The organism is Reyranella sp. CPCC 100927 (assembly GCF_007859315.1).
Taxonomy (GTDB): Bacteria; Pseudomonadota; Alphaproteobacteria; order Reyranellales; family Reyranellaceae; genus Vineibacter.
This window is the reverse complement of record NZ_VOHA01000002.1, coordinates 508551-530095: the sequence shown is the minus strand read 5'-3', so window position 1 is coordinate 530095 and position 21545 is coordinate 508551. Positions and strand designations below refer to the sequence as shown.

Sequence of the window (21545 nt, the reverse complement as noted above, 5' to 3'; positions counted from 1 at the left end):
ATCCCTGAGCGCAGCGAGGGATCTCTTGATGCAGGCGCACCCGTGCGTCTCTTGCAGAAGATCCCTCGCTGCGCTCGGGACGACGGCAGTAGCGGTCCGCGCTCCCAGGTTACCGGGTGCAGTCGAACATGACGCTACCGGTCTCGATCGCCTGGTTCATGCGGGCGTTCTTGCGGTACCGGGCGCAATGCCCCTGGGCGGCCAGAAGCTGCTGGTCGTCGGTGCCGAGGATCGGGGTGACGACGCCGCCCTGCGCGGTGCCGGCCGGCCGGATGGTGCTGCCACAGGCGGCCAGTGAAAGAGCCGCCACCAGCAGCAACATCGTCTCGCGCATCGATCGTGTCCTCATCGCCGGATAATCGCGACTGAATATTCCCGAGCGCGCGGTCGCTTGCAAGCGCGTCCTCAGTTTGCGGGTGTACAAGGGTCTTGCAGGCCGGGAGTCGGTGCCCCTAAGCTGCGCGCCGCATGCTGCGCTTTTTCGTCCGCCGCCTCATCGTCGCGCTCCTGGTCGCCGCCACTGTCGTTACGCTGGCTTTCATGCTGACGCGGCTGTCGGGCGATCTCGCGATCTCCATCGCCGGTCCCAACGCTACCCAGCAGGACGTCGAGCAGGTGCGGCGCGCCTATGGGCTCGACCGGCCGCTGGTGGTACAGTTTTTCGACTGGGTAGGCCGCGCCGCCCTGGGTGACTTCGGGGAAAGCTACTTTTTCAAGCAACGGGTGGCGTCCCTGATCGGCGAGCGCATGCCGGTCACGGTGACCCTCGGCCTGGTCGGGCTGGTGATCGCCCTGGTGGTGTCGCTGCCCCTGGGCATCCTGGCGGCGGTACGCGAGAACACGGCCCTTGATCGCGCGGTGCAGTTCGTGGCGCTGATCGGCCAGGCGATGCCGAGCTTCTGGCTCGGCCTGCTGCTGATGATCACGCTGGGCCTGCACCTGGGCTGGCTGCCGATCTCCGGCACCGGCTCGTGGGAGCACTATGTCATGCCCGGCATCGTGCTGGCCTTCTCCGCCATTCCCGCCCTCACGCGGCTGACACGCAGCGGCATGATCCAGGCCCTGAGCTCCGACTACATCCGCACGGCGCGCGCCAAGGGCCTGTCGCGTCTTTCGATCCTGCTCAAGCATGCGCTGCGCAACGCCGCGATCCCGGTCGTCGCCATTGCCGCGGTGCAGCTCGGCTTCATGCTGGGCGGCTCGATCGTGATCGAGTCGGTGTTTGCCCTGCATGGCGTGGGCTTCCTGGCCTGGGAAAGCATCGGCAAGAACGACTTTCCCGTGGTGCAGGCGGTCGTGCTGGTGCTGGCAGTGATCTATATCGGGCTCACCATGCTGGCTGATCTCATGAACGCCGTGCTCGATCCGCGGCTGCGCTCGGCATGAGTGTCGTTGGCGCATCGGCGGGCCCGCGCCGCGGCTGGCGGTCGGCCGCGACCTGGGTCGGCGCCGCCATCGTCGGCGTGGTGCTGTTCTGCGCGCTGTTCGCGCCGCTGATCATGCCCCACGATCCCTTCGCACAGGATCTCAACAAGCGACTGGCGACACCGTTCTGGATCGCCGAAGGGCATAATCCGCAGCACCTGCTCGGCACCGACGGGCTGGGCCGCGACTACCTCTCGCGCCTGATCTATGGTGCCCGCATCTCGATGCTGATCGGCGTGCTCACCGTGGTGACGTCGGGCCTGATCGGCATTTCGCTGGGTATTCTCGGCGGTTTCGCCGGCGGGCGGATCGACGATGCGGTGCTGTTCGCCATCACGTGCAGGCTTTCGATCCCGGTCGTGCTGGTGGCGCTGGCGGTGGTCGGTTTGCTGGGCAGCAGCCTGACCCTGGTGGTGCTGACCTTGGGCCTGCTGTTATGGGATCGCTTTGCGGTCGTGGCCCGCAGCACCACCATGCAGGTGCGCAACCTCGACTTCGTGTCCGCGGCTTGGTGCGCCGGCTGTTCCCGCTTTCATATCCTCTTGCGCGAGGTGCTGCCCAACATCGCGAGCCACCTCGTGGTCGTGGCCACGCTGGAGGTGGCGCTGGCGATCCTCCTGGAGGCGGCGTTGTCGTTCCTCGGCCTGGGCGTGCCGCCGCCGCTGCCGTCATGGGGGCTGATGATCGCCGAGGCCAAGGAGTACATGTTCTTCAGCCCATGGGTGATCGTCATTCCCGGCATCGCCCTGTTCGTGCTGGTGCTGGGCATCAACCTGCTGGGCGATGGCCTGCGCGACCTGTTCGGCACGGGGACGGATACGTGAGGGTGCGGGCGCACCGGCTTTTCACCTCTCCCGCAAGCGGGAGAGGTCGACGCGCGCACGGCGCGCGGTCAGGTACATCGGCCTCCGGCCGATATACCGAGGTGAGGGCTTCAGGGCTCCGCATCGCGTCTACGGGCCCTCACCCTCCCATGACGCTGCGCGCCATGGGCCCCTCCCTCTCCCGCTTGCGGGAGAGGCCTGGTACATGACCGCTCTTCTCGACATCGAGGGTTTGCGCGTCGAGTTCGGCGGGCGGGCGGCTGCCGTGCGCGGCGCTTCCATCACGGTCGACCGCGGGCAAACCCACTGCCTGGTCGGTGAATCGGGATGCGGCAAGTCGGTCTCGGCGCTGGCGGTGATGAACCTGCTGGCGCGCGGTGGCCAGCGATCGGCCGATCGCCTGGCGTTCGATGGCGCCGACCTGCTGCGCCTGTCCGACAAGGACATGGCCCACCTGCGCGGCAATCGCATGGCCATGATCTTCCAGGAGCCGATGACCAGTCTCAATCCCGCCTACACGGTGGGATCGCAGATGGCCGAGGTGCTGCGCCGCCATCGCAAGGTGACGCGCCGCGCGGCACTGGACCGCGCCGCCGAATTGCTGGGCCGCGTCGGCATCACGGCGCCCGGCATGCGGCTGGGCCAGTTTCCGCATCAGCTTTCCGGCGGCCTGCGCCAGCGCGTGATGATCGCCATGGCGCTGATGTGCGATCCGGAACTGCTGATCGCCGACGAGCCGACGACGGCGCTGGATGTCACGGTGCAGGCGCAGATCCTGCGCTTGCTGGCGAACCTGCAGCGCGATCTTGGCCTATCGATCCTGCTGATCACGCACGACCTGGGTGTCGTGGCGCGCGTGGCGCACCACGTGTCCGTGATGTACGCCGGCGAGGTGGTGGAGAGCGCACCGACGGCCAGCCTGTTCGCCAACCCGCGTCACCCTTATACGCGCGGGCTGCTGGAGTGCGTGCCGGTACCGGGCAAAGTCCGGCGTGACCAGCCGCTGGGTTCCATCCCGGGCGTGGTGCCCCGCATTCAACTCGGCTTCGCCGGCTGTGCGTTCCGCGACCGTTGCGCCCATGCCGATGCGACCTGCACGGCCGCCATTCCGCGCCATTCGGCCGGTACAGGCCATGAGTTCCTCTGCCGCCTGCCGCCGGACTGGGCTCGCGACGGAGCATCGCCATGACTGCCGCCGCGATCGAGGTGCGCTCGGTACGGCGCACGTTCAGGGTGCGCGGCGGCCTGTTGTCGGCCGACCGCAATATCGTGGCCGTTGACGATGTGTCGTTCGCCGTGGCGCCGGGCAGCGTGCTGGGCGTCGTGGGCGAGTCGGGGTGCGGCAAGTCGACCCTGGCGCGCCTGATCCTGGGGCTGCTGCCGCCGACGTCGGGTGAACTCTTCGTCGACGGCCAGCGCATCACCGACATGGACCGGCGCGCCCGCGCCCGCCTGATCCAGCCGGTGTTCCAGGATCCGTTCGCGTCGCTCAACCCGCGGCGGCGCGTGCGCGACATCGTCGGCTTGCCGCTGGCGGCACAGGGCGGCGTGTCCCGGGCCGAGGTTGCCAGCCGTGTCGATGCCATCCTCGAACGGGTCGGCCTGGCGCGCGACATGGGCGACCGCCTGCCGGCGCAGCTGTCCGGCGGCCAGCGCCAGCGCGTGGCCATTGCCCGGGCGTTGATCCTGCGGCCGCGCATCGTCGTCTGCGATGAGCCGACCAGCGCGCTCGACGTCTCAGTGCAGGCGCAGATCCTGAACCTGCTGGCCGAGCTGCGGCGCGACTTCAACCTCACCTACCTGTTCATCAGCCACAACCTCGCCGTCGTCGAGCATGTCGCGACGGAGGTGGCGGTGATGTATCTCGGCCGCATCGTCGAGCGCGCCGAGACGGAGTCGTTGTTCCGCACGCCCGAGCATCCTTACACGCGGGCGCTGCTGGCCTCGGTGCTGACGCCGGAGCCGGGCCTGGGCGTGCCCGATGTCGGATTGGGCGACAGCCTGCCCGATCCGGCCAACATCCCCAGCGGTTGCCGGTTTCATCCGCGTTGTCCGGTCGTCATCGATCGTTGCCGACACGAGGCACCGGGTCTGACGCAGCGGCCGACCGGCATCGTCGAATGCCATCTCGCGCCAGGCGCTGCCGTGAACCTGCAGGTCAAGGACCGCCTGGTGGCCGGCCTGGGCGATCGATGAATCGGCGGCCGGGTAGCGGAACGAGCATGGCGACCTGTCGCCGATAGTCGCGGTACTGATCACCGAAGAGGTCCACCAGGTCGCGCTCTTCCAGGAAGATGCCGATCAGGATGTAGCCCGTGGTTGCGATCGCAAACAGCAGGTGACCGACGGTCATCACGGGCGTCGCCCAGAAGGCGAGCAGGAAGCCGAGATAGATCGGGTGGCGGACCCGCCGGTAGAACAGCGGCGTCCTGAAGACAGGCGGGGGCGACTGCCGTTTCAGCAGGCTTGCGACCACCTGATGCAGGCCGAACAGTTCGAAGTGGCTGATCAGGAAGGTGCTGATCAAGAGCACGATCCAACCCAGCCAGAAGATCGCTGTCAACGCCGCCACGCCCAGCGGATGGCTGACGGTCCAGACCGGATCGGGCATGGCCCGCCATTGCCAGCACAACAGCGCGAGCGCCGCGGTGGCGAGCAGCACGTAGGTGCTGCGTTCGATCGAATTCGGCACCAGGCGCGTCCACCAGCGCTTGAAGGCGGGCCGTGCCATGACGCTGTGCTGTACGGCGAACAGGCCCAGCAACGCGATATTCACCACCAAAGCTTCCAGCAGTGGGGCGGGCGGCCCGGAATCGATCGACTTGGGCACGACCAGGTTCCCGACGAAACCGACGGCGTACAGAAAGGTGACGAAGAAGAACGCGTAGGCGACAAGGCCATAAAGCACGCCCAGCATGCCTGCCATGGCAACCTCCTCTGTGTGGCGCTTTTGTCGCCGATCGTGCGGGCATCGATTGGCCGGCGATACTCCCATTTGGTAGCGAAGCTTTCCTGCACCACAGCATCCTGGGTTCCGCTTAAGGACGCGGCCCGAAAGTCACCGACGTCAACCTTAGGGTTGACGCGGCTTCGCGCGCCGGCGGGCACAATGGACCGTGGCGGCTTTTCCCAAGGGGGTAGACGGTGGCGCTGACGTATGCCAAAGGCGCGCCAAGGGTCGTGGCGCAGAACAAGAAGAATCCGAACTGCTGGGCGGCGGCCCTGGAATGCTGGATTGCCGCGCAGAAGCCGAAAACGATCTTCACGTCGCTGGCCGCGGGCCTTTCGCAGAAGGATCTCGCCATCCACTACAAGGACCACGTCCACGCCAGCGGCGGGCTGCTGAAATCCGGCCTGGACCGGATCGTCTTCGATCTGCAGATGGGCTTTGACGTGCTGCTGCAGCCGAAGATCGTCTTCACCGGCGCCTACATCCACCGCAAGCTCGCCGGCAAAGGCTATCTATGGTGCGCTTTCGGCGGCAATTCCGAAACGACGACCCAGATGGGCCATGTCGTGGTGATCTACGGTATCGACGATGCCTACACCAGCCATAGCGCCGTCAGGTACATGGACCCCTGGCATCCCGGCAACATCGGCAAGCCGATCGACTACTTCCAGGACTCCAAAAGCATGCTGGTGGCCTGGGCGGAGCGTGAAGAGGTCTGGTTCCAATACATGAAAAAGAACTGGAAACTGCCGTAATGCGCCCCTGGGAGCGCGGGCCTCTGGCCCGCACCGGTGCGTAGCGCCGGAGGATGAGCGGGCGGGACGCCCGCGCTCCCAGGTTTGCCTGTGCTCGCGAGGTAGCAGCTATTTCCAGCTGTACAGGTAGAAGCGCGGCAGCTCGTCGGCGAACGGCTTGAAGTCCAGCGTCTTCACGAAGCCGAAGGTGGAGACGTAGGTGTGCAGCGGCACCCAGTAGGCCTGCTCGGTGGCAAGCTTGATGGCCGCCGAATAGGCTGCCTTGCGCTTGGCGGGATCGTTGGCCGTGCCGCCTTCCTCCAGCAGCTTCTGCAGCTTCGGATCACGCGCATAGTCGTCGTTACCGCCGCCGAACATGTTGGGCATGATGGCCGACACGTCGTTCACCGAGTAGCTGCCCCAGCTGCCGAGATAGAGCGGGTTCTCGCCGCGCCAGGCGCGCTGGATGGCGGCCGCGACCTGCAGCTGGCTCACCTTCGCCCGGATGCCGACAGCCTGCAGGTAGCTCTGCACCGATGCCGTCCATTGCGGCAGGATGTAGCTCACCAGCTCGGTATCGAAACCGTTGGGGTAGCCCGCCTCGGCCAGCAAGGCCTTCGCCTTGGCCGGGTCGTAGTCATATTTCACCGCGATATCGCCGTCGCAGCCGAACTGGGTCGGATAGCAGGGTGCCGGCGGTACGCGCGAGCCGCCGGTGACCAGGCGCTTGGCGATGGTCTCGCGGTCGATGGCATGCCAGATGGCCTGGCGCACCTTGAGCTTGGTGAGCGGGTTGTCGGCGCCGCTGCGGCCGGCGGCGTCGATCGACATGTAGCCGATGCGCATCGATTCCGAGCGCAACGCCTGCAGGGTCGGCATCTTGTTGACGCTGTCGAACTGATCGGGATTGAGGTTCCAGATCCAGTCGGCGCGACCGGCCAGCAACTCAGTCATCTCGGTGGCTGCGTCCGGCACGAAGCGCACGAACAGCTTGCCGATCTTGGGCATGCCCTTGGGGCTGTCCTTGTAGTAGTCGGCGAAGCGCTCGAAATGCACTTCCTTCGCCTGTTCGAGCTTGACGATCTTGTAGGGGCCGGTACCCACCGGCGCGCGCGAGAACGCCTCGGCGCCGACCTTCTCACGGTAGGCCTTGGGATTGATCGGCAGCACCAGCGCGACATACTCCAGCGCCGCCGGTGTCGGCTTCTTGAGCCTCACGCGCACTTTGTAGTCGTCGATCTTCTCGGCCTTGTCGATCCAGGAATAATTGGACGGCGTCGCCACCTTGCTGTTGGGATCGGCCGCCAAGTTGATGGTGTAGACCACGTCGTCGGCCGTCATGGTGCTGCCGTCGTGGAACTTCACACCCTGACGCAGGGTGAACTCGATGCTGTTGTCCTCGATCAGCTTCCAGTCGGTGGCCAGCCCCGGCTTCAGATCGAAACTTACGGGATCGCGGTGCACCAGCGTGTCCCATGCCAGGTGCGACAGGATCAGTCCGGTGCGTTGGGCATTGAAGTAGAGCTCGATGTTGGGCACGGCATCGCGAAACAGGATTCGCAGCGTATCGGCCGATTTCTGCGCCGCCGCGCTGCCCGCTGTCAGCCCCACCGCGGCCGCAATCGCAAGCCCGCGGAGCATTCTCCTCATGGTCATCTCAATCCTCCGGCTATCACCCCGGGCCGGAGCATAGGCGGGTTGTCACAAGGCTCGCAAGGATGCTGCTGTTTCACCTCTCCCCGCGTAGGCGGGAGGTGAGCCAATACGCCGGATACCGTGATTTGACCTTGCCTGGCGCAGGGGCATGACGCCCGATCGCACCCGCGGCAAGGCATTGACAGGGGACTTCCTTGTCGTTTAATGAATTAACAAATTAGTTAATCATTGAAGATGTCGGATCTCGGAAAAATCTTTGACGCCCTGGCGTCCGCGCCGCGCCGGCAGATTCTCGCCTACCTGTCGGAGGCCGAGCTCAGTACATCCGACCTCGCGGAACGCTTCGCCATGAGCGCGCCCGCCGTGTCGCGGCATCTGTCTGTTCTCGAGAACGCCGGTCTCGTGATGAGCGAACGGCGCGGCCAGTTCGTGTTCTACAGGCTCAATGCCGACAGCCTGGTCAACAGTCTGACCGGCTACGCCTTCGAATTGTGCCCGGTGGGACGACCGTTGAAACGCGAGTCCCGCTCGATCGCGCGCAAGAGGGCGCCATCCGCAGCGGCAAGACGCAGTCCATCATCAGCCTGAAATCAGTGTCCACACGATCCACACGATCCGCCCGAGCAGGAGGTGGTGCCATGCAGAGGGTTGCGGACAGCCTGAAGACTCACCGGGTCAGCACGGACCATGTCGATGACGTCGTGCTGGGTGACGTGCGCTTCTCGCCGGTCAAGTCGGCCTGGTTCACGGGCATGGCGGTTGCCGCCGTGGTGGGCGGCGCCCTGACGTTCACCTGGGCGGCTTTCCTGGTCTTTGTCGTCTGCACGGGTGCCGTTCTGCTGCTGGGGCATTCGCTGGGTAGCCACCGCAAGCTGATCCATGACAGCTACCAGTGTCCGAAGTGGCTGGAATACGTGCTGGTCTATTGCGGCGTGCAGGTCGGGCTGGCCGGGCCGCTGGGCCTGCTGCGCCAGCACGACCTGCGCGACTATGCGCAGCGGCTGACGGTCTGCCACGACTACCTGCGCCACGGCAGCGCGTTCTGGAAGGACGCATGGTGGCAACTGCATTGCGATCTGCGCCTGGTGCGGCCGCCGGCGCTCGCGCTCGAACCGCGCATTGCCGAGGATCGCTTCTACCGGTTCCTCGAACGGACATGGATGTTGCAGCAATTGCCGCCGGCGCTGCTGCTGTACGCCTGCGGTGGCTGGGCCTTCGTGTTCTGGGGTACCTGCGCGCGCGTGACGGCCGGCGTATTCGGCCACTGGCTGATCGGTTACTTCGCCCACAACCATGGCGACATGCACTACGAAGTGCGAGGTGCCGCCGTGCAGGGGCGCAATATCCGCCTGACCTCGCTGCTGACCATGGGCGAGAGCTGGCACAACAATCACCATGCCTATCCCGGTTCGGCCCGCCTGGGACTGCATCCGGGCGAGTGGGATCCAGGCTGGTGGCTGCTGGTCGCGTTGCACCGTCTCGGCCTGGTGTGGAATCTGCGCCTGCCGCAGGACCTGCCGGCCCGCCCCGAACTCGTTGCGCTCGACGACGCGGCCAAGCCGGTAGCCCGCCCGTGCCGATGGTGCGACGTTCGCGCATCGGGAACTGTCATCCCGAGCGTAGCGAGGGATCTTCTGAAGATGGCGTGCGGTGCGTCAAAAGATCCCTCGCTGCGCTCGGGATGACAGCAGGTACGAGGCTGACGGGAGAGTTCGCTAAGGCCGATCGCTACACCGCGAGATAGCGCCGCTTCACCTCGTCGTTGGCCGTCAGGCCCTCGATCGAGTCGCGGTAGACGATGTGGCCCTTGTCGATCACGGCGACGTGGCTGGCGATGTCGAGGCAGAAATGCATGTTCTGCTCGGCGACGATCAAGGTGACGTTCATCTGGCGCAGCTGCTTTACCAGCTCGCCGATCTTCTCGACGATGATCGGCGCCAGGCCCTCGCTTGGTTCATCCAGCAGCAGCACGTCGGGATTGCCCATCAGCGTGCGGGCAATGGTCAGCATCTGCTGCTCGCCGCCCGACAGGCGTCCGGCCATGCGGCCGCGCATGCCGGCCAGGATCGGGAATACGTCGTAGATCCGCGCCGTCGTCCAGTCCGACCGGCCCTCGGCGCTCTTCTTGGCGCCGATCAGCAGGTTGTCTTCGACCGAGTGTTCGGGAAAGACCTGGCGGTCCTCGGGCACGAAGCCGATGCCGGCACGTGCGATCTGGTCGGCCGAACGGCGCTGCATCTCCTGGCCGCGCACCTTGATCGTGCCGGCACGGGGCGGCGCCAAGCCGATGATGGCCTTCATGGTCGTGCTCTTGCCGGCGCCGTTGCGGCCCAGCAGCGCCAACGACTGTCCGCGTTCGACATCCAGCGACACGCCGAACAGGATCTGGCTGGCACCATAGAAGACGTCGATGTTGGCGACGCTCAGGATCGGCGCATCGGCGGCTGGTGCGCTCATGCGGTCGCTCCCTGCGCCGATTTGCCGAGGTAGGCCTCGATCACGGCCGGATTGCGCCGGATTTCGTCGGGCGTGCCTTCGGCCAGCACGGCGCCATAGGACAGCACGCGCACCGTCTCGGCGACCTTGAACACGATATCCATGTCGTGCTCGATGAAGATCAACGTCAGATCACGCTCGCGCCACAGCCGCTGCACGGTCTCGATCATCTGCCAGCGTTCCTCCGGTCCCATGCCGGCGGTCGGCTCGTCCAGCAACAACACGCGCGGCTGCAGCATCAGGGCCAAGCCGATGTCGAGCAGCTTCTGATCGCCGTGGCTGAGGTTGCTGCTCAGCACGTCGGCCACCCGTGTCAGGTTCAATTGCGCCATCACCTCGCGCGCCGCTTCGGTCGCCGGCGGCGAGGGGAACTGCGACAGCTTGCGGGTCTCGCTGCGCTGGCGCGCATGACCCGATGCGGCGAGCGCCTGGGCCACCGTGAGGGTCGGAAACAGGCTTGCCACCTGGAAGGCGCGGCCGATGCCGCGGCGCACGATCTCCTGCCGGCTGGCGCCAACGATGTCGGCGCCGTCGAGCAGAATGCGGCCGGTATCGGCTTTGAAGCGGCCGGAGATGAGGTTGAAGAATGTCGTCTTGCCGGCGCCGTTGGGGCCGATCACGGCCGACAGCGAGCGGGCAGGGAACGCCAGCGACACGTCGCGCATGGCCGCGACACCGCCAAAGGACTTGCTCAGTCCCTCGATCCTGAGCAGGGCGTCGGATGCCGCCATGTCAGGACGCCTTGCCGGCATCGGCGGCGTCGCGCTGGCTGAACGCCTTCTGCTGCTCGCGGGTCTCGATCCGGTCGGCGATCAGGTCAAGGACACCCTTGCGCAGGCCCAGCACGAAAATCAGGATCACGATGCCCAGCACCAGCTCGGTATGGCTGGTGTAGACCACCGTCACGTCGTTCAGGACGCGCAGGATGATCGTGCCCAGCAGCGGCCCCAGGAACACGCGCGAGCCGCCCAGCATGATCATGAAGATGGATTCGCCCGACGTGGTCCAGAAGGCGAAGTTGGGGTAGGCGCCCGACACGAAGAGCGCCAGCAGGATGCCGCCGACAGAGGCGATGCAGGCCGAGATCACGAAGCAGACCAGCTTGACGCGCACCACGTCGACGCCGAGGAAGGCGGCACGATCCTGGTTGTCGCGGATCAGACGCAGCGTATAGCCGAACGGCGACGTCACGATCTGGCGCATGATCACCATGCAGATCACGAACGCGACCGAGCAGAAGACGTAGAGCTGCAAGCGGTCGGCCAGATCGATGCCGAGGAATTTCGGCCGCGGGATACCGCCCATCAAGCCCTGGTCGCCGCCGGTGAACGAGACCCAGCCCAGGATCAGGTTGTAGAGCAGCATCTGGAACGCCAGCGTCAGGAAGGCGAAATAGATCTCGTTGAGGCGCACGCAGATGGCGCCGACGACCAGGGCCAGAGCGGCGGTCAGTGCGATCGCGAACACGAAAGCGGCCGGGACCGAGAAATGGCCGGACTGCATGGCGAGCCCGAAGGCATAGGCACCCGAGGCGAAGAACATCGCATGCCCGAACGACACCAGGCCGGTGTAGCCGATCAGCAGGTTGAGCGACATCGCCAGCAGCCCGTAGGCCATGGCGAACATGATGAAATCGCGGATCGCCGGCCGGGCGTCGACCACGGCCACCAGCAGCAGCGCCACCAGCCCGAGACCCGCCCAGCCGAGGTCCCGCCAACGTCCGGTCATGGGCGCTATCCTTGTGCGCGGCCGAACAGGCCGCTGGGCTTGAAGATCAGGACCAGGGCCATCATCAGGAACATCACGCCGTCGACGAACAGCGGGAAGCCGACGCTGCCGAAGGCGCGCGTCATCCCCAGGATGATCGAGGCGAGGAAGGCGCCGCCGATCGATCCCATGCCGCCGATCACGGTGACGATGAAGGACTCGATCAGGATCGAGAAGCCCATGCCGGGAGTCAGCGATCGCACCGGCGCGGCGAGCGCGCCCGCGACGCCGGCGAGCGCGCTGCCCAGTCCGAAGACGGCGGCGTAGTAGAGGTTCACGCGGATGCCGAGCGCCGACACCATGGGGCCGTTGATCGCCGCCGCCCGTACGATCTTCCCGAAACGCGTGCGGGTGATGACCAGCCACAGCACGATGCCGATCGCCATCGCGGTCACGATCATGAACAGGTAGAACGGCGGCACAACGCCGCCGAAGATGCGATAAGGCGGCAGGCGGAACTCCTTGGGCATGCCCATCGACAGATAGCTGGGCCCCCAGAGGATCTTCACCAGATCATCGCAGATCAGCACGACCGCATAGCACACCAGCAGCTGCATCAGCACGTTGGAGCCGTAGACCCGGCTCATCAGCAGGCGCTCGAACAGGACGCCCAGGATGCCGACCACGGCGGCGGCGCCCGCGGCCGAGAGGAAATAGCTGCCCGTCACCTGGTACAAAGTCCAGGCGGCATAGGCGCCGGCCATGTAGAGCGAGCCGTGCGCGAAGTTGATGATGTTCAGCACGCCGAAGATCAGCGTCACGCCGGACGCGATCAAGAACAACAGCATGCCGATGATCAGCCCGCTGGTGAGCTGCGTCACCAGGCAGGACGCGGTTCCGAAACAGCGCGCCAGCGCGTCGATTTCCAAGGTGGTGCTTCCAGATCAGGCGTAGCCCTGCTTCTTCTTCCACTGCTTTTCGAGCTCGAGGATCGCCTGCCAGTTCGACGACTGGAAGGCGCTGATGAACGGCTCCTTGGGCTGCGACAGGCCATAGCCGATGATGTAGTTGATCAGCGTGTTGTCCTCGGCCCGCATGGTCAGCGTTCCGTCGGCGCCCCAGGGCGACTTGATCGTCATGCCCTTGATCACCTCCGCCAGCTTCTTGCCGTTGGTGTCGCCGGCGGTCTTGGTCAGCGCCTCGACAAGCATCTGCGCGGCAACCGCGTTTTCCCACGACCAGTTGGTGGGCTTGCTCTTGTTGATCTTCACGTAGTCCTGATACCAGGCTTCGTTCTCCGGCGTGGCCGGCACGGTGCGGTTGTAGCGGCCGCCCGAGTGGACGCCCTCGGGGAACTGCTTCACCTCGTCGACGACGCCATAGTCGCCGAGATTGACCATGAAGCAGGTCAGCTTGTCGAACAGGCCGTACAGGTTGCCCTGGTCGATGAACGACACCAGGTCGCCGCCCCACAGGGCCGAGTACATGGCGTCGGCCTTGGCATTCAGGACCTTGGTGACCACCTCGGTGTAGTCGGGCTGGAACAGCTTGGGCCACGACTCCTCGACCACCTGGATCGAGCCGTCGAAGTGCTTGGCATATTCCATGAACTCCGCGGTGTTGGAGCGGCCGTAGGCATAGTCGGGCGAGCAGGTCACCCACTTCTTGAGGTTCTTGGCCTTGGCGATGCGGGCGGCGTACTCGCCGCCGCCGATCGCGTCGTGGATGCCCTGGCGCGCCGTGCGGAACGCCGTCGGTACATGCAGCTTGGGATCCGCCGTCAGCGACGTGGTCTCGGAGTTGGTGTGGATGCACAGCACGCCGACTTCGCGGATCACCTCGTGCACCGCGAAGGCGCCGCTGGAGGCCTCGGCATCGATGATGATCTGGCAGCCATCGTTGTTGATCAGGTCGCGCGTCACCTTGGCGGCTTCCTGCGGCTGGCCCTTGGAGTCGCGCACCACCGTCTCGATCTTCTTGCCGCCGATGCCGCCCGCCGCATTGACCTTGTCGAAGACCGTCTTCAGACCGCCGACGCTGCTGGTACCCAGCAGGGCGACGCGGCCGGACAGGATCGTGGGCACGCCGATCTTGATCGTGCCGCCGCCCTGAGCCTTGAGGATGGCGGGGAAGCCGGCTGTCGCGACGGCGGCGGACGCGCCGGCAGCCTTGATCAGGCGGCGGCGCGAAAAGGTCTTGTTCATCGGTTTCCTCCCTATGTGCCGTCAGCTTGGCGGGCGCTCATGGCGGCGTCAACCGGTCCGGCGCGGCGCACGTCTCAGGGCGAAAAGAGTTGACGCCCCTGCGGCTGCGTCGGATGGATGTCCGTCTAATGAGCCCCGTGGAGAGCGAACGATGGCAGCCAACGAGCAACTCCTGTCTCTGTCGGCAGTGGAACTGCGCCGCCGCATCGGCAGCAAGGAAGTCTCGCCGGTCGAATTGCTGGAGGCCTGCATCGCGCGCATTGCAGCGGTGAACCCGGCGGTCAATGCCGTGACGGCGACCTGCTATGAGCGGGCCCGCAAGGAAGCCAAGGAAGCCGAGCAGGCCGTGCGCCACGGCGAGGCGCTGGGACTGCTGCATGGCCTGCCCACCGGCATCAAGGATCTGGAGGAGACCGAAGGGCTGCTGACCACGTATGGCTCGCCGCTCTACCGCGACTTCGTGCCGACGCAGGACAACGCCATGGTGGCGCGCGTGCGCGCCGCCGGCGCGGTGGTCGTCGGCAAGACCAACGTGCCGGAGTTCGGCGCCGGCGCCAACAGCCGCAACGGCGTATGGGGCGCCACCGGCAATCCGTTCAACCCACTGCTCAACGCCGGTGGCTCGTCCGGCGGTTCGGCCGTGGCGCTGGCCTGCGACATGCTGCCGGTGTGCACCGGCTCCGATACCGGCGGCTCGCTGCGCATCCCGGCGGCGATGAACGGCGTCGTCGGCTTCCGCCCGTCGCCGGGTGTGGTGTCGGTCGAGCGTCGTGGCCTGGGCTGGACGCCGATCTCGGTGCTGGGTCCGATGGGTCGCACCGTGGCCGACACCTGCCTATTGATGGCGGCGCAAGCGGCACCTGATGACCGCGATCCGCTGTCCTACGACGCCGGCGGCGAAGCCTTCGCCGTGCCGCCGCCCGTCGATCTCGGCCGTTTGCGCGTGGCGTGGACCGAGGATTTCGGTCAGTGCCCGGTCGACGGACCCATCCGCCAGACCATGCGCGACAAGGTGCAGGCCATGCAGCATCTCTTCGCGCGTTGCGATCAGGTGGCGTTCGACTTCGGCGAGGCCGACCGCTGCTTCGACGTGATCCGCGCCGTAAGCTTCCTGGCCCGCTACCGCGAGGCTTACGAGAAGGATCCGGCGTCGCTCGGCCCTAACGTGCGCGCCAACTACGAGATCGGCGCCAAGATGAGCCTGGCGGATTTCGCCTGGGCGCACCTGGAGCAGACCCGCATCTTCCGCACCTTCCAGGAGACGTTCCGCGACTACGATCTGGTGCTGGCGCCGACGACGCCGGTGTCGCCGTTCCCGTGGACCAAGCTCTACCTCGAGGAAATGAACGGCCAGAAGCTGCGCAACTACTATCACTGGTTGGCGCCGACCTATTTCGTCACCCTGGCCACCAACCCGGCGATTTCGATCCCCAGCGGCACCGACCACGCCGGCATGCCGTTCGGCCTGCAGGTGGTGGGCCGCTTCCGCGGCGACCGTGCCCTGCTGGGCGCCGCCCACGCGATGGAGCAGGCGTTCGAAGCAGTCGTCGCCTTGCGCCGTCCGCGCCCGGATCTCACCAAGCTCGCCAAGCCGGTGCCCGAGCTGAAGTCGATCGTCACCCACCCGCCGGTCTTCACCTCTCCCGCTTAGCGGGAGAGGTCGACGAGCGCGCAGCGCTCGGCGGGTGAGGGCCCAAGGACGAGATGCCTTGTGCGTGGCCCCTCACCCTCCCATTGCGCTAACGCACAATGGGCCCCTCCCTCTCCCGCTTGCGGGAGAGGTTAAGAGAGCGGCGCTGGATCGCCGCCGACCGGGCGGCGCAGGCAGGCCACGTGGTGGCCGGGGGAGACCTCGACCAACGGTGGATCGTCCTGGCTGCAGGCGGGCAGGGCGTAGGGACAGCGGGTGTGGAAACGGCAGCCGCTGGGCGGCTTGGCCGGGCTGGGCACGTCGCCTTTCAGGATCATGCGACCGCGGCGCTTGCGCACCGGATCGGGAATCGGTGCCGCTGCCAGCAGGGCCTCGGTGTAGGGATGCAGCGGCGTCGAGAACAAGCTGCGCTTGTCGGTGAGCTCCACGATGCGGCCCAGGTACATCACCGCGATGCGGTGGCTGATATGGCGCATCACCGCCAGGTCATGGCTGATGAAGAGGTAGGCCAGCTGGTACTCGTCCTGCAGGTCGATCAGCAGGTTCAGCACCTGGGCCTGGACCGAGACGTCGAGCGCCGACACCGGCTCGTCGGCCACGATCACATCGGGATTGACCGCCAGCGCCTTGGCGATACCCAGCCGCTGGCGCTGGCCGCCGGAGAATTCGTGGGTGAAGCGCACCATGGCGTCGCGCCGCAAACCCACGCGCTGGAAAAGGGCGGCGACGCGCTCTTCCTTCTCGGCGCCGCGGGCGATGTCGAAGTTCTCCAACGGCTCGCCGACGATGGTGCCGGCGGTGAGCCGCGGGTTCAGCGACGAGTAGGGGTCCTGGAACACGGTCTGGATACGCCGCCGATGCGGCCACATCGCGCTGGGACCAAGATGCGTGACATCGGCGCCGCCGATCAGGATCTGTCCGGACGTGGGATCCATCAGCTTCAGCACGGTCTTGCCAACCGTCGACTTGCCGCAACCCGATTCGCCCACCAGGCCCAAGGTCTCGCCGCGGCGGATCGCGAAGCTCACGCCGTCGACGGCCTGAACGGCGCCGGTCCGGCGCTGCAGCAGGCCGCCATGAATCGGGAAATGCTTGACGAGGTCACGCACCTCGAGGCTGGGCTGCTCGGTCATGCCGCCTCCAGCACCCGCGCGGTTTCCCAGCACGCCGCGGCGTGGCCTGCCGACGTCGTGATCAGCGGCGGTGCTTCGGCGCGGCAGCGCTCGGTGGCGAAGCCGCACCGCGGCGCGAAGGCGCAGCCGGCAATGGGCCGGTTCAATGCCGGCACGATGCCCGGGATCTCCTGCAGGCGGGGGCGGCGGCCGGCGATCTCGGCGTCGGCATCCAGGCGCGGCACGGCGCGCATCAGGCCGCGCGTATAAGGATGGGTCGGCTGTGCGAACAGCGCTTCCACCGGCGCCTCCTCGACCTTGCGGCCGGCGTACATCACCACGACACGCTGCGTCGTTTCGGCGATCACCCCCAGATCGTGCGTGATCATGACGATGGCGGTGCCCAGCTTCTCCTTCAGTTCCAGCATCAGGTCCAGGATCTGCGCCTGGATGGTGACATCGAGCGCCGTCGTGGGTTCGTCGGCGATCAGCACCTGCGGATTGCACGACAGGGCGATCGCGATCATGGCACGCTGGCGCATGCCGCCGGAGAGCTGGTGCGGATATTCCTCGATGCGCCGCCGCGCGTCGGCGATCTTCACCAGGTCGAGCATCTCCCGCGCCCGATCCAGCGCGGCGCGCCAGGGTACACCGGTGTGGCGCACCACATTCTCGGCGATCTGCGTGCCGATGGTCAGTACCGGGTTCAGGCTGGTCATCGGCTCCTGGAAGATCATCGCAATGCGATGACCGCGGATCGCCCGCATCTCGGTCTCGGACAGGGCCGCAAGATCACGTCCGTCGAAGCGCACCGATCCGCCCACGATGCGGCTGGTCTCGGGCGGTATCAGGCGCAGGATCGACAATGCCGTCACCGACTTGCCGCAGCCCGATTCGCCCACGATGCCCAGCGTCTCGCCGGGCGACAGATCGAACGACACGCCGTCGACGGCACGCACCACGCCGTCGAGCGTGAAGAAATGCGTCGCCAGATCGCGCACCTCGAGGATGTTGGTCATACCGGCAACACCCTCACATCCGCCGCGCCAGCCGGGGGTCGAGGCGATCGCGCAGGCCGTCGCCCATCAGGTTCACCGCCAGCACCGTGAGCGCCAGGAAGGCGCCCGGGATCAGGATGGTCCATGGCGCAATCTGGAAGAAGCTGCGGCCCTGGGCGATGATGTTGCCCCAACTCGGGATCTCCGGCGGCACGCCAGCGCCCAGGAAGCTCAGCGCCGCTTCGATCAGCATCCCGGCGGCGCAGATATAGGTTGCCTGCACGATCAGCGGCGCCAGGGTGTTGGGCAGCACGTGGCGTGCCAGCAGCTTGAAGCCGCGCGTGCCGCCGGCGATGGCGCTGTCGATATAGGGTTGCGCGCGGATCGACAGCACGACGCTGCGCACCACGCGCACGACGCGCGGCACTTCGGGAATGACGATGGCGATGATGACGACGACCAGGCCGGGCCGGGTCAGCGTGATCAGGGCGATGGCCAGCAGGATCGAGGGGATCGCCATGATCCCGTCCATGATCCGCATGACGATGCCGTCGACGCGGCGGAAATAGCCGCAGACGATGCCCAGCGCCAGCCCGACCACGCTGGAGATGGCGGCGACCGTCAGACCGACGACCAGCGACACGCGCGCGCCGTGCAGGGTGCGGGCGAAGATGTCGCGGCCGAACTGGTCGGTCCCGAACCAGAAGCGCTCTGACGGCGGCCGCAGCCGGTTGATGGTCGCCTGCTTCAGCGGGTCCGTTGTCAGCCACGGTGCCAGGATCGCGAGCGAGACCAGGATGGCCAGCAGCACCGCGCCGACGGCGATCGTCGGGTTGCGCCGGATCGCGGTCAGCCAGCGCGCCAAGGCCGGCGGCTCGGCGCGCGGCGTGGCGGTGTCGTCGGTGATGGCGACCATGGCTCAGTACCGGATGCGCGGATCGAGGAAGGCGTAGGAGATGTCGATCACCAGGTTCACCAGCACCTTGGCGGCCGCAAACACCAGGATCAGGCCCTGCACGATGGGATAGTCGCGCTTGAGCACGGCATCGACCGTGAGCCGGCCCAGGCCCGGGATGTTGAATACGGTCTCGGTGATCACGACACCGGAGATCAGCAGCGCAATGCCGATGCCGATCACGGTGACGATCGGCACCGCCGCGTTCTTCAGCGCGTGCAGCAGCAGCACGCGGCGTGTGGCCAGCCCCTTGGAGTTGGCGGTGCGGATGTAGTCCTGCGACAGCACCTCCAGCATCGAGGCGCGTGTGATGCGCGCGATCAGCGCCATATAGGTGACGCCCAGGGCAATCGACGGCAGGATCAGTCCCTCGACGAAGGGCCACAGGCCCTCGGCGATCGGGCGATAGCCCTGCACCGGCAGCCACTGCAGCTGCACCGCGAAGATGTAGATCAGCACATAGGCGGCAAGGAACCCGGGCACCGCGAAGCCCAGCACGGCGAAAATCATGACCAGCCGGTCGGCCAGCTTCCGCACCTGCCAGGCGGCGATGACGCCCACGGGAATTGCCAGTGCTACGGCGACGAACAGCGTCGACAGGGTCAACGCCATGGTGGGTTCCAGCCGCTGCGCGATCAGCCGGGTCACCGGCAGGTTGGAAAAGATCGAGACTCCCAAGTCACCCTGCGCCAGCCGCCACAGCCACAACGCGAACTGCTCCAGCACCGGGCGGTCGAGCCCCAGCTTGGCACGTACCGCTTCGATGGCTTCGGCCGTCGCGTCCTCGCCGGCGATGATCGCTGCCGGATCACCCGGCGCGATGCGCAGCAGGAAGAAGACGAACACCGCGACCACCGCCATCACCGGCAAGGTCGCCAGCAGCCGCCGCAGGATGTAGGCGGTCATGTGACGGTCCTCCCCACGCAGTGGGGAGGTGCCCCGTAGGGGCGGAGGGGACCCGACGTGGTTTTAGTAACAGAGACCACGCGGGCTCCCCCTCCGGCCTTCGGCCACCTCCCCCACTGCGTGGGGGAGGGAAGTGCTTGCGTCATTTCTTGGTGATGCCCCACAGCACCGCCAGGCCGGTGTTGGGCACGATGCCCTGCAGGCGGTCGGAGCGATAGGCCAGCGGCGTCGTCCATTGGCCGAACGGGATGTAGACAACTTGGTCCATCGCGCGTGCCTGCAGATCGCGTGCGATGCGCTTCTTCTCGTCGTCGGTTTGTGCGAAGGCATACTCGCTGCGCAGCGCCTCGACCTTCTCATCGCACGGCCAGCCGAACAGCCCTTTGTCGCAAGCGGCGCCGAGCCAGGTATGCAGGACAGGGTTGGCCGAACCGACGCCGCCGGTCGTGGTGACGAAGATATGCCAACCGCCCTGCGCCGGCGGCTCACGCTTGGCGCGCCGCGACACGACCGAACCCCAGTCCATCGACTGGACATCGAGATTGATGCCGGCATCGCGCATGGCCTGGATCAGGACCTGCGTCGCCGGCGTGATGGTATTGTGATCCGTGGCGGCCAGGATGGTGATCGGCTCACCCTTGTAGCCGGCCTCCTTCAAGAGCTGCAGCGCCTTCTTGGGATTGTACTCCTTGAACCACTGGCTGCCGGCGTCGCTGGCCAGCGGTGCGCCGCAGGTGATGAGGCCGTGGCAGACCCGGTAGTACTTCGGATCACCAACGACAGCACGCAGGAAGTCCTCCTGGTTGATCAGGTAGTACATCGCCTGCCGCGCCTTTTCGTTGTTGAACGGCGGGTGCAGGTGATTGAGCCGGATCATGCCGTGCGTGCTGTCGAGATCGCCGGTCTTCATCAGCTTGACGTTGCGGCTCTTCTCGAGGATCGGCAGGAAGTCGATGCCGGGGTTCTCATAGAAGTCGATTTCGCCGTTGATCAGCGCCGACATCGCGGTTTGCGAATCGGAGATCCACACCAGTTCGACGCGGTCGACGCCGGCGATCTTGCTGCCGGCGAAGGACGAGGGCGGCTCGTTGCCCGGCCGCGGCACATAGTGCGGATTCTTGAGATAGACCGCTTTGCTACCGGGCACCCAGAGGTCCTTGGCGAACATGTAGGGGCCGGAACCGACCGACTCCTTGACCTGCTGCTGCGGGTCGGTCTGCGCCTCCTTCTCGCGCATGATGGCAGCGACCGAACTGTTGGTCTTGCCCAGCGATTCCAGCACCATGCCGTAGGGCTTGGTGAGCGTCATGCGGAAGATCTTGTCGTCAACCGCCTCGAGCTTGTCGACATACGAGAACAGGCGCATGCCGACGCCGTCCTTGGCACCCCAGCGCTTCAGCGAGGCGATCACGTCCTTGGTGGTGACCGGCGAGCCGTCGCTGAACTTCAATCCGTCGCGCAGGGTGAAGGTGTAGACCAGCTTGTCGGCGCTGATGTCGTACTTGTCGACCATCTGCGGCTTGGGCTGCATGTTGGCGTCGTTGCCGAACAGCGTATCGTAGACCAGCATGCCGTGGATGTTGGCGATGGTCTGCGTCGTCCAGATCGGATCGATCACGCGCACATCGGCGTGCATCACGGCACGCAGCACCTTCTCCTCGGCGCGCGACGCCGGCGTGCCCCAGACCATGGGCACCATCAAACAGGCGGTCGTTGCGAACCATCGCAGAGCGCCAAAAGCGATTGCCATCGTGTCACCCCCCGGATCCATGCGGCTCGGCCGCGGCCGTCCACTTGAACCGGAGTATGGGTCCGTCGGAGCACGCTTGGCAATATGACGCGAAGCTGACGGCGCTCTGCTCAGCTTATGCCTGGCGGTGCGACATCACCGGCGCGCGCCGTCAGGCCAGGGAAGCCTCTCGCCCGC

The 21545-nt window shown here is 66.3% G+C and carries 21 protein-coding genes; 8 read left to right on the top strand and 13 right to left on the bottom strand.

Annotation, left to right across the window (positions count from 1 at the left end; translation table 11 throughout):
- Window positions 1-109: 109 nt before the first annotated feature.
- A complete protein-coding gene (locus tag FQU96_RS08555; protein ID WP_146540439.1) occupies window positions 110-334 on the bottom strand; it encodes a hypothetical protein in 225 nt (74 codons plus the stop codon).
- Window positions 335-468: 134 nt separating this feature from the next.
- Here FQU96_RS08555 and FQU96_RS08550 point away from each other — a divergent pair, with 134 nt between their 5' ends.
- The 4 genes from FQU96_RS08550 to FQU96_RS08535 all read left to right on the top strand — a co-directional run bounded on the left by FQU96_RS08550 (window position 469) and on the right by FQU96_RS08535 (window position 4445).
- Window positions 469-1386 carry an ABC transporter permease gene (locus tag FQU96_RS08550; protein ID WP_146540438.1) on the top strand — a complete coding sequence of 306 codons (918 nt, stop codon included), beginning with the start codon at window positions 469-471 and terminating at the stop codon, window positions 1384-1386.
- Complete coding sequence (locus tag FQU96_RS08545; RefSeq protein WP_146540437.1) at window positions 1383-2249, top strand: ABC transporter permease; 867 nt, start codon at window positions 1383-1385, stop codon at window positions 2247-2249. The genes FQU96_RS08550 and FQU96_RS08545 overlap by 4 nt, the downstream gene beginning before the upstream one ends.
- Before the next feature lie 205 nt (window positions 2250-2454).
- Window positions 2455-3438 (top strand): ABC transporter ATP-binding protein, encoded by a 984-nt coding sequence (locus FQU96_RS08540; protein ID WP_146540436.1) that lies wholly within the window; start codon window positions 2455-2457, stop codon window positions 3436-3438.
- Complete coding sequence (locus FQU96_RS08535; protein ID WP_146540435.1) at window positions 3435-4445, top strand: ABC transporter ATP-binding protein; 1011 nt, start codon at window positions 3435-3437, stop codon at window positions 4443-4445. Before FQU96_RS08540 ends, FQU96_RS08535 begins: the two co-directional genes overlap by 4 nt.
- On the opposite strand, the gene mddA is transcribed toward FQU96_RS08535, so the two are convergent.
- Entirely contained in the window at window positions 4408-5175 is a 768-nt protein-coding gene (gene mddA / locus FQU96_RS08530) for a methanethiol S-methyltransferase (RefSeq protein WP_146540434.1), read from the bottom strand. The two genes, FQU96_RS08535 and mddA, sit on opposite strands and share 38 nt — an antisense overlap.
- 218 nt (window positions 5176-5393) lie before the next feature.
- Here mddA and FQU96_RS08525 point away from each other — a divergent pair, with 218 nt between their 5' ends.
- A complete protein-coding gene (locus tag FQU96_RS08525; RefSeq protein WP_146540433.1) occupies window positions 5394-5954 on the top strand; it encodes a papain-like cysteine protease family protein in 561 nt (186 codons plus the stop codon).
- A gap of 108 nt (window positions 5955-6062) precedes the next feature.
- Here FQU96_RS08525 and FQU96_RS08520 read toward each other — a convergent pair whose 3' ends face one another.
- Window positions 6063-7583: an ABC transporter substrate-binding protein gene (locus tag FQU96_RS08520; RefSeq protein ID WP_178130390.1), complete on the bottom strand. Its 1521-nt coding sequence runs from the start codon at window positions 7581-7583 to the stop codon at window positions 6063-6065.
- Window positions 7584-7823: 240 nt separating this feature from the next.
- Between FQU96_RS08520 and FQU96_RS08515 the strand changes: the two genes are divergently transcribed.
- Window positions 7824-8177, top strand: a complete 354-nt coding sequence (locus FQU96_RS08515) for a metalloregulator ArsR/SmtB family transcription factor (RefSeq protein WP_146540431.1) — start codon at window positions 7824-7826, stop codon at window positions 8175-8177.
- Window positions 8178-8227: 50 nt separating this feature from the next.
- Window positions 8228-9274: an acyl-CoA desaturase gene (locus tag FQU96_RS08510; RefSeq protein ID WP_218574653.1), complete on the top strand. Its 1047-nt coding sequence runs from the start codon at window positions 8228-8230 to the stop codon at window positions 9272-9274.
- A 43-nt stretch (window positions 9275-9317) separates the two neighbouring features.
- Here the strand turns inward: FQU96_RS08510 and FQU96_RS08505 are convergent, their stop codons facing one another.
- From FQU96_RS08505 to FQU96_RS08485, 5 genes are read right to left on the bottom strand one after another with little or no spacing between them, the layout of a single operon-like run.
- Entirely contained in the window at window positions 9318-10046 is a 729-nt protein-coding gene (locus FQU96_RS08505; protein ID WP_146540430.1) for an ABC transporter ATP-binding protein, read from the bottom strand.
- On the bottom strand, window positions 10043-10816 hold the full coding sequence (locus FQU96_RS08500; protein WP_255467903.1) for an ABC transporter ATP-binding protein: 774 nt from the start codon (window positions 10814-10816) through the stop codon (window positions 10043-10045). Before FQU96_RS08500 ends, FQU96_RS08505 begins: the two co-directional genes overlap by 4 nt.
- A gap of 1 nt (window position 10817) precedes the next feature.
- Window positions 10818-11813, bottom strand: coding sequence for a branched-chain amino acid ABC transporter permease (locus tag FQU96_RS08495; protein ID WP_146540429.1), 996 nt, complete (start codon window positions 11811-11813; stop codon window positions 10818-10820).
- 5 nt (window positions 11814-11818) lie between these two features.
- Window positions 11819-12721 carry a branched-chain amino acid ABC transporter permease gene (locus FQU96_RS08490; protein ID WP_146540428.1) on the bottom strand — a complete coding sequence of 301 codons (903 nt, stop codon included), beginning with the start codon at window positions 12719-12721 and terminating at the stop codon, window positions 11819-11821.
- A gap of 15 nt (window positions 12722-12736) precedes the next feature.
- Window positions 12737-13996, bottom strand: coding sequence for an ABC transporter substrate-binding protein (locus FQU96_RS08485; protein WP_146540427.1), 1260 nt, complete (start codon window positions 13994-13996; stop codon window positions 12737-12739).
- A 151-nt stretch (window positions 13997-14147) separates the two neighbouring features.
- On the opposite strand from FQU96_RS08485, the gene FQU96_RS08480 reads away from it, so the two are divergent.
- A complete protein-coding gene (locus tag FQU96_RS08480; protein WP_146540426.1) occupies window positions 14148-15647 on the top strand; it encodes an amidase in 1500 nt (499 codons plus the stop codon).
- A 131-nt stretch (window positions 15648-15778) separates the two neighbouring features.
- On the opposite strand, the gene FQU96_RS08475 is transcribed toward FQU96_RS08480, so the two are convergent.
- The 5 genes from FQU96_RS08475 to FQU96_RS08455 form a co-directional block, all read right to left on the bottom strand.
- A complete protein-coding gene (locus FQU96_RS08475; RefSeq protein WP_146540425.1) occupies window positions 15779-16780 on the bottom strand; it encodes an ABC transporter ATP-binding protein in 1002 nt (333 codons plus the stop codon).
- Window positions 16777-17778 (bottom strand): ABC transporter ATP-binding protein, encoded by a 1002-nt coding sequence (locus FQU96_RS08470; RefSeq protein ID WP_146540424.1) that lies wholly within the window; start codon window positions 17776-17778, stop codon window positions 16777-16779. Before FQU96_RS08470 ends, FQU96_RS08475 begins: the two co-directional genes overlap by 4 nt.
- Window positions 17779-17791: 13 nt before the next feature.
- A complete protein-coding gene (locus tag FQU96_RS08465) occupies window positions 17792-18664 on the bottom strand; it encodes an ABC transporter permease (RefSeq protein WP_370461357.1) in 873 nt (290 codons plus the stop codon).
- A 12-nt stretch (window positions 18665-18676) separates the two neighbouring features.
- Window positions 18677-19618 (bottom strand): ABC transporter permease, encoded by a 942-nt coding sequence (locus FQU96_RS08460; protein ID WP_146540422.1) that lies wholly within the window; start codon window positions 19616-19618, stop codon window positions 18677-18679.
- Window positions 19619-19760: 142 nt separating this feature from the next.
- Window positions 19761-21368, bottom strand: a complete 1608-nt coding sequence (locus FQU96_RS08455; protein WP_218574652.1) for an ABC transporter substrate-binding protein — start codon at window positions 21366-21368, stop codon at window positions 19761-19763.
- Window positions 21369-21545 lie beyond the last annotated feature (177 nt).

What these genes read in the sequence shown, in the direction of transcription:
- FQU96_RS08555 (WP_146540439.1), bottom strand. Translation starts at nt 334, where the DNA reads ATGCGCGAGACGATGTTGCTGCTGGTGGCGGCTCTTTCACTGGCCGCC.
- FQU96_RS08550 (WP_146540438.1), top strand. Translation starts at nt 469, where the DNA reads ATGCTGCGCTTTTTCGTCCGCCGCCTCATCGTCGCGCTCCTGGTCGCC.
- FQU96_RS08545 (WP_146540437.1), top strand. Translation starts at nt 1,383, where the DNA reads ATGAGTGTCGTTGGCGCATCGGCGGGCCCGCGCCGCGGCTGGCGGTCG.
- FQU96_RS08540 (WP_146540436.1), top strand. Translation starts at nt 2,455, where the DNA reads ATGACCGCTCTTCTCGACATCGAGGGTTTGCGCGTCGAGTTCGGCGGG.
- FQU96_RS08535 (WP_146540435.1), top strand. Translation starts at nt 3,435, where the DNA reads ATGACTGCCGCCGCGATCGAGGTGCGCTCGGTACGGCGCACGTTCAGG.
- mddA (WP_146540434.1), bottom strand. Translation starts at nt 5,175, where the DNA reads ATGGCAGGCATGCTGGGCGTGCTTTATGGCCTTGTCGCCTACGCGTTC.
- FQU96_RS08520 (WP_178130390.1), bottom strand. Translation starts at nt 7,583, where the DNA reads ATGAGGAGAATGCTCCGCGGGCTTGCGATTGCGGCCGCGGTGGGGCTG.
- FQU96_RS08515 (WP_146540431.1), top strand. Translation starts at nt 7,824, where the DNA reads ATGTCGGATCTCGGAAAAATCTTTGACGCCCTGGCGTCCGCGCCGCGC.
- FQU96_RS08510 (WP_218574653.1), top strand. Translation starts at nt 8,228, where the DNA reads ATGCAGAGGGTTGCGGACAGCCTGAAGACTCACCGGGTCAGCACGGAC.
- FQU96_RS08505 (WP_146540430.1), bottom strand. Translation starts at nt 10,046, where the DNA reads ATGAGCGCACCAGCCGCCGATGCGCCGATCCTGAGCGTCGCCAACATC.
- FQU96_RS08500 (WP_255467903.1), bottom strand. Translation starts at nt 10,816, where the DNA reads ATGGCGGCATCCGACGCCCTGCTCAGGATCGAGGGACTGAGCAAGTCC.
- FQU96_RS08495 (WP_146540429.1), bottom strand. Translation starts at nt 11,813, where the DNA reads ATGACCGGACGTTGGCGGGACCTCGGCTGGGCGGGTCTCGGGCTGGTG.
- FQU96_RS08485 (WP_146540427.1), bottom strand. Translation starts at nt 13,996, where the DNA reads ATGAACAAGACCTTTTCGCGCCGCCGCCTGATCAAGGCTGCCGGCGCG.
- FQU96_RS08480 (WP_146540426.1), top strand. Translation starts at nt 14,148, where the DNA reads ATGGCAGCCAACGAGCAACTCCTGTCTCTGTCGGCAGTGGAACTGCGC.
- FQU96_RS08475 (WP_146540425.1), bottom strand. Translation starts at nt 16,780, where the DNA reads ATGACCGAGCAGCCCAGCCTCGAGGTGCGTGACCTCGTCAAGCATTTC.
- FQU96_RS08470 (WP_146540424.1), bottom strand. Translation starts at nt 17,778, where the DNA reads ATGACCAACATCCTCGAGGTGCGCGATCTGGCGACGCATTTCTTCACG.
- FQU96_RS08460 (WP_146540422.1), bottom strand. Translation starts at nt 19,618, where the DNA reads ATGACCGCCTACATCCTGCGGCGGCTGCTGGCGACCTTGCCGGTGATG.
- FQU96_RS08455 (WP_218574652.1), bottom strand. Translation starts at nt 21,368, where the DNA reads ATGGCAATCGCTTTTGGCGCTCTGCGATGGTTCGCAACGACCGCCTGT.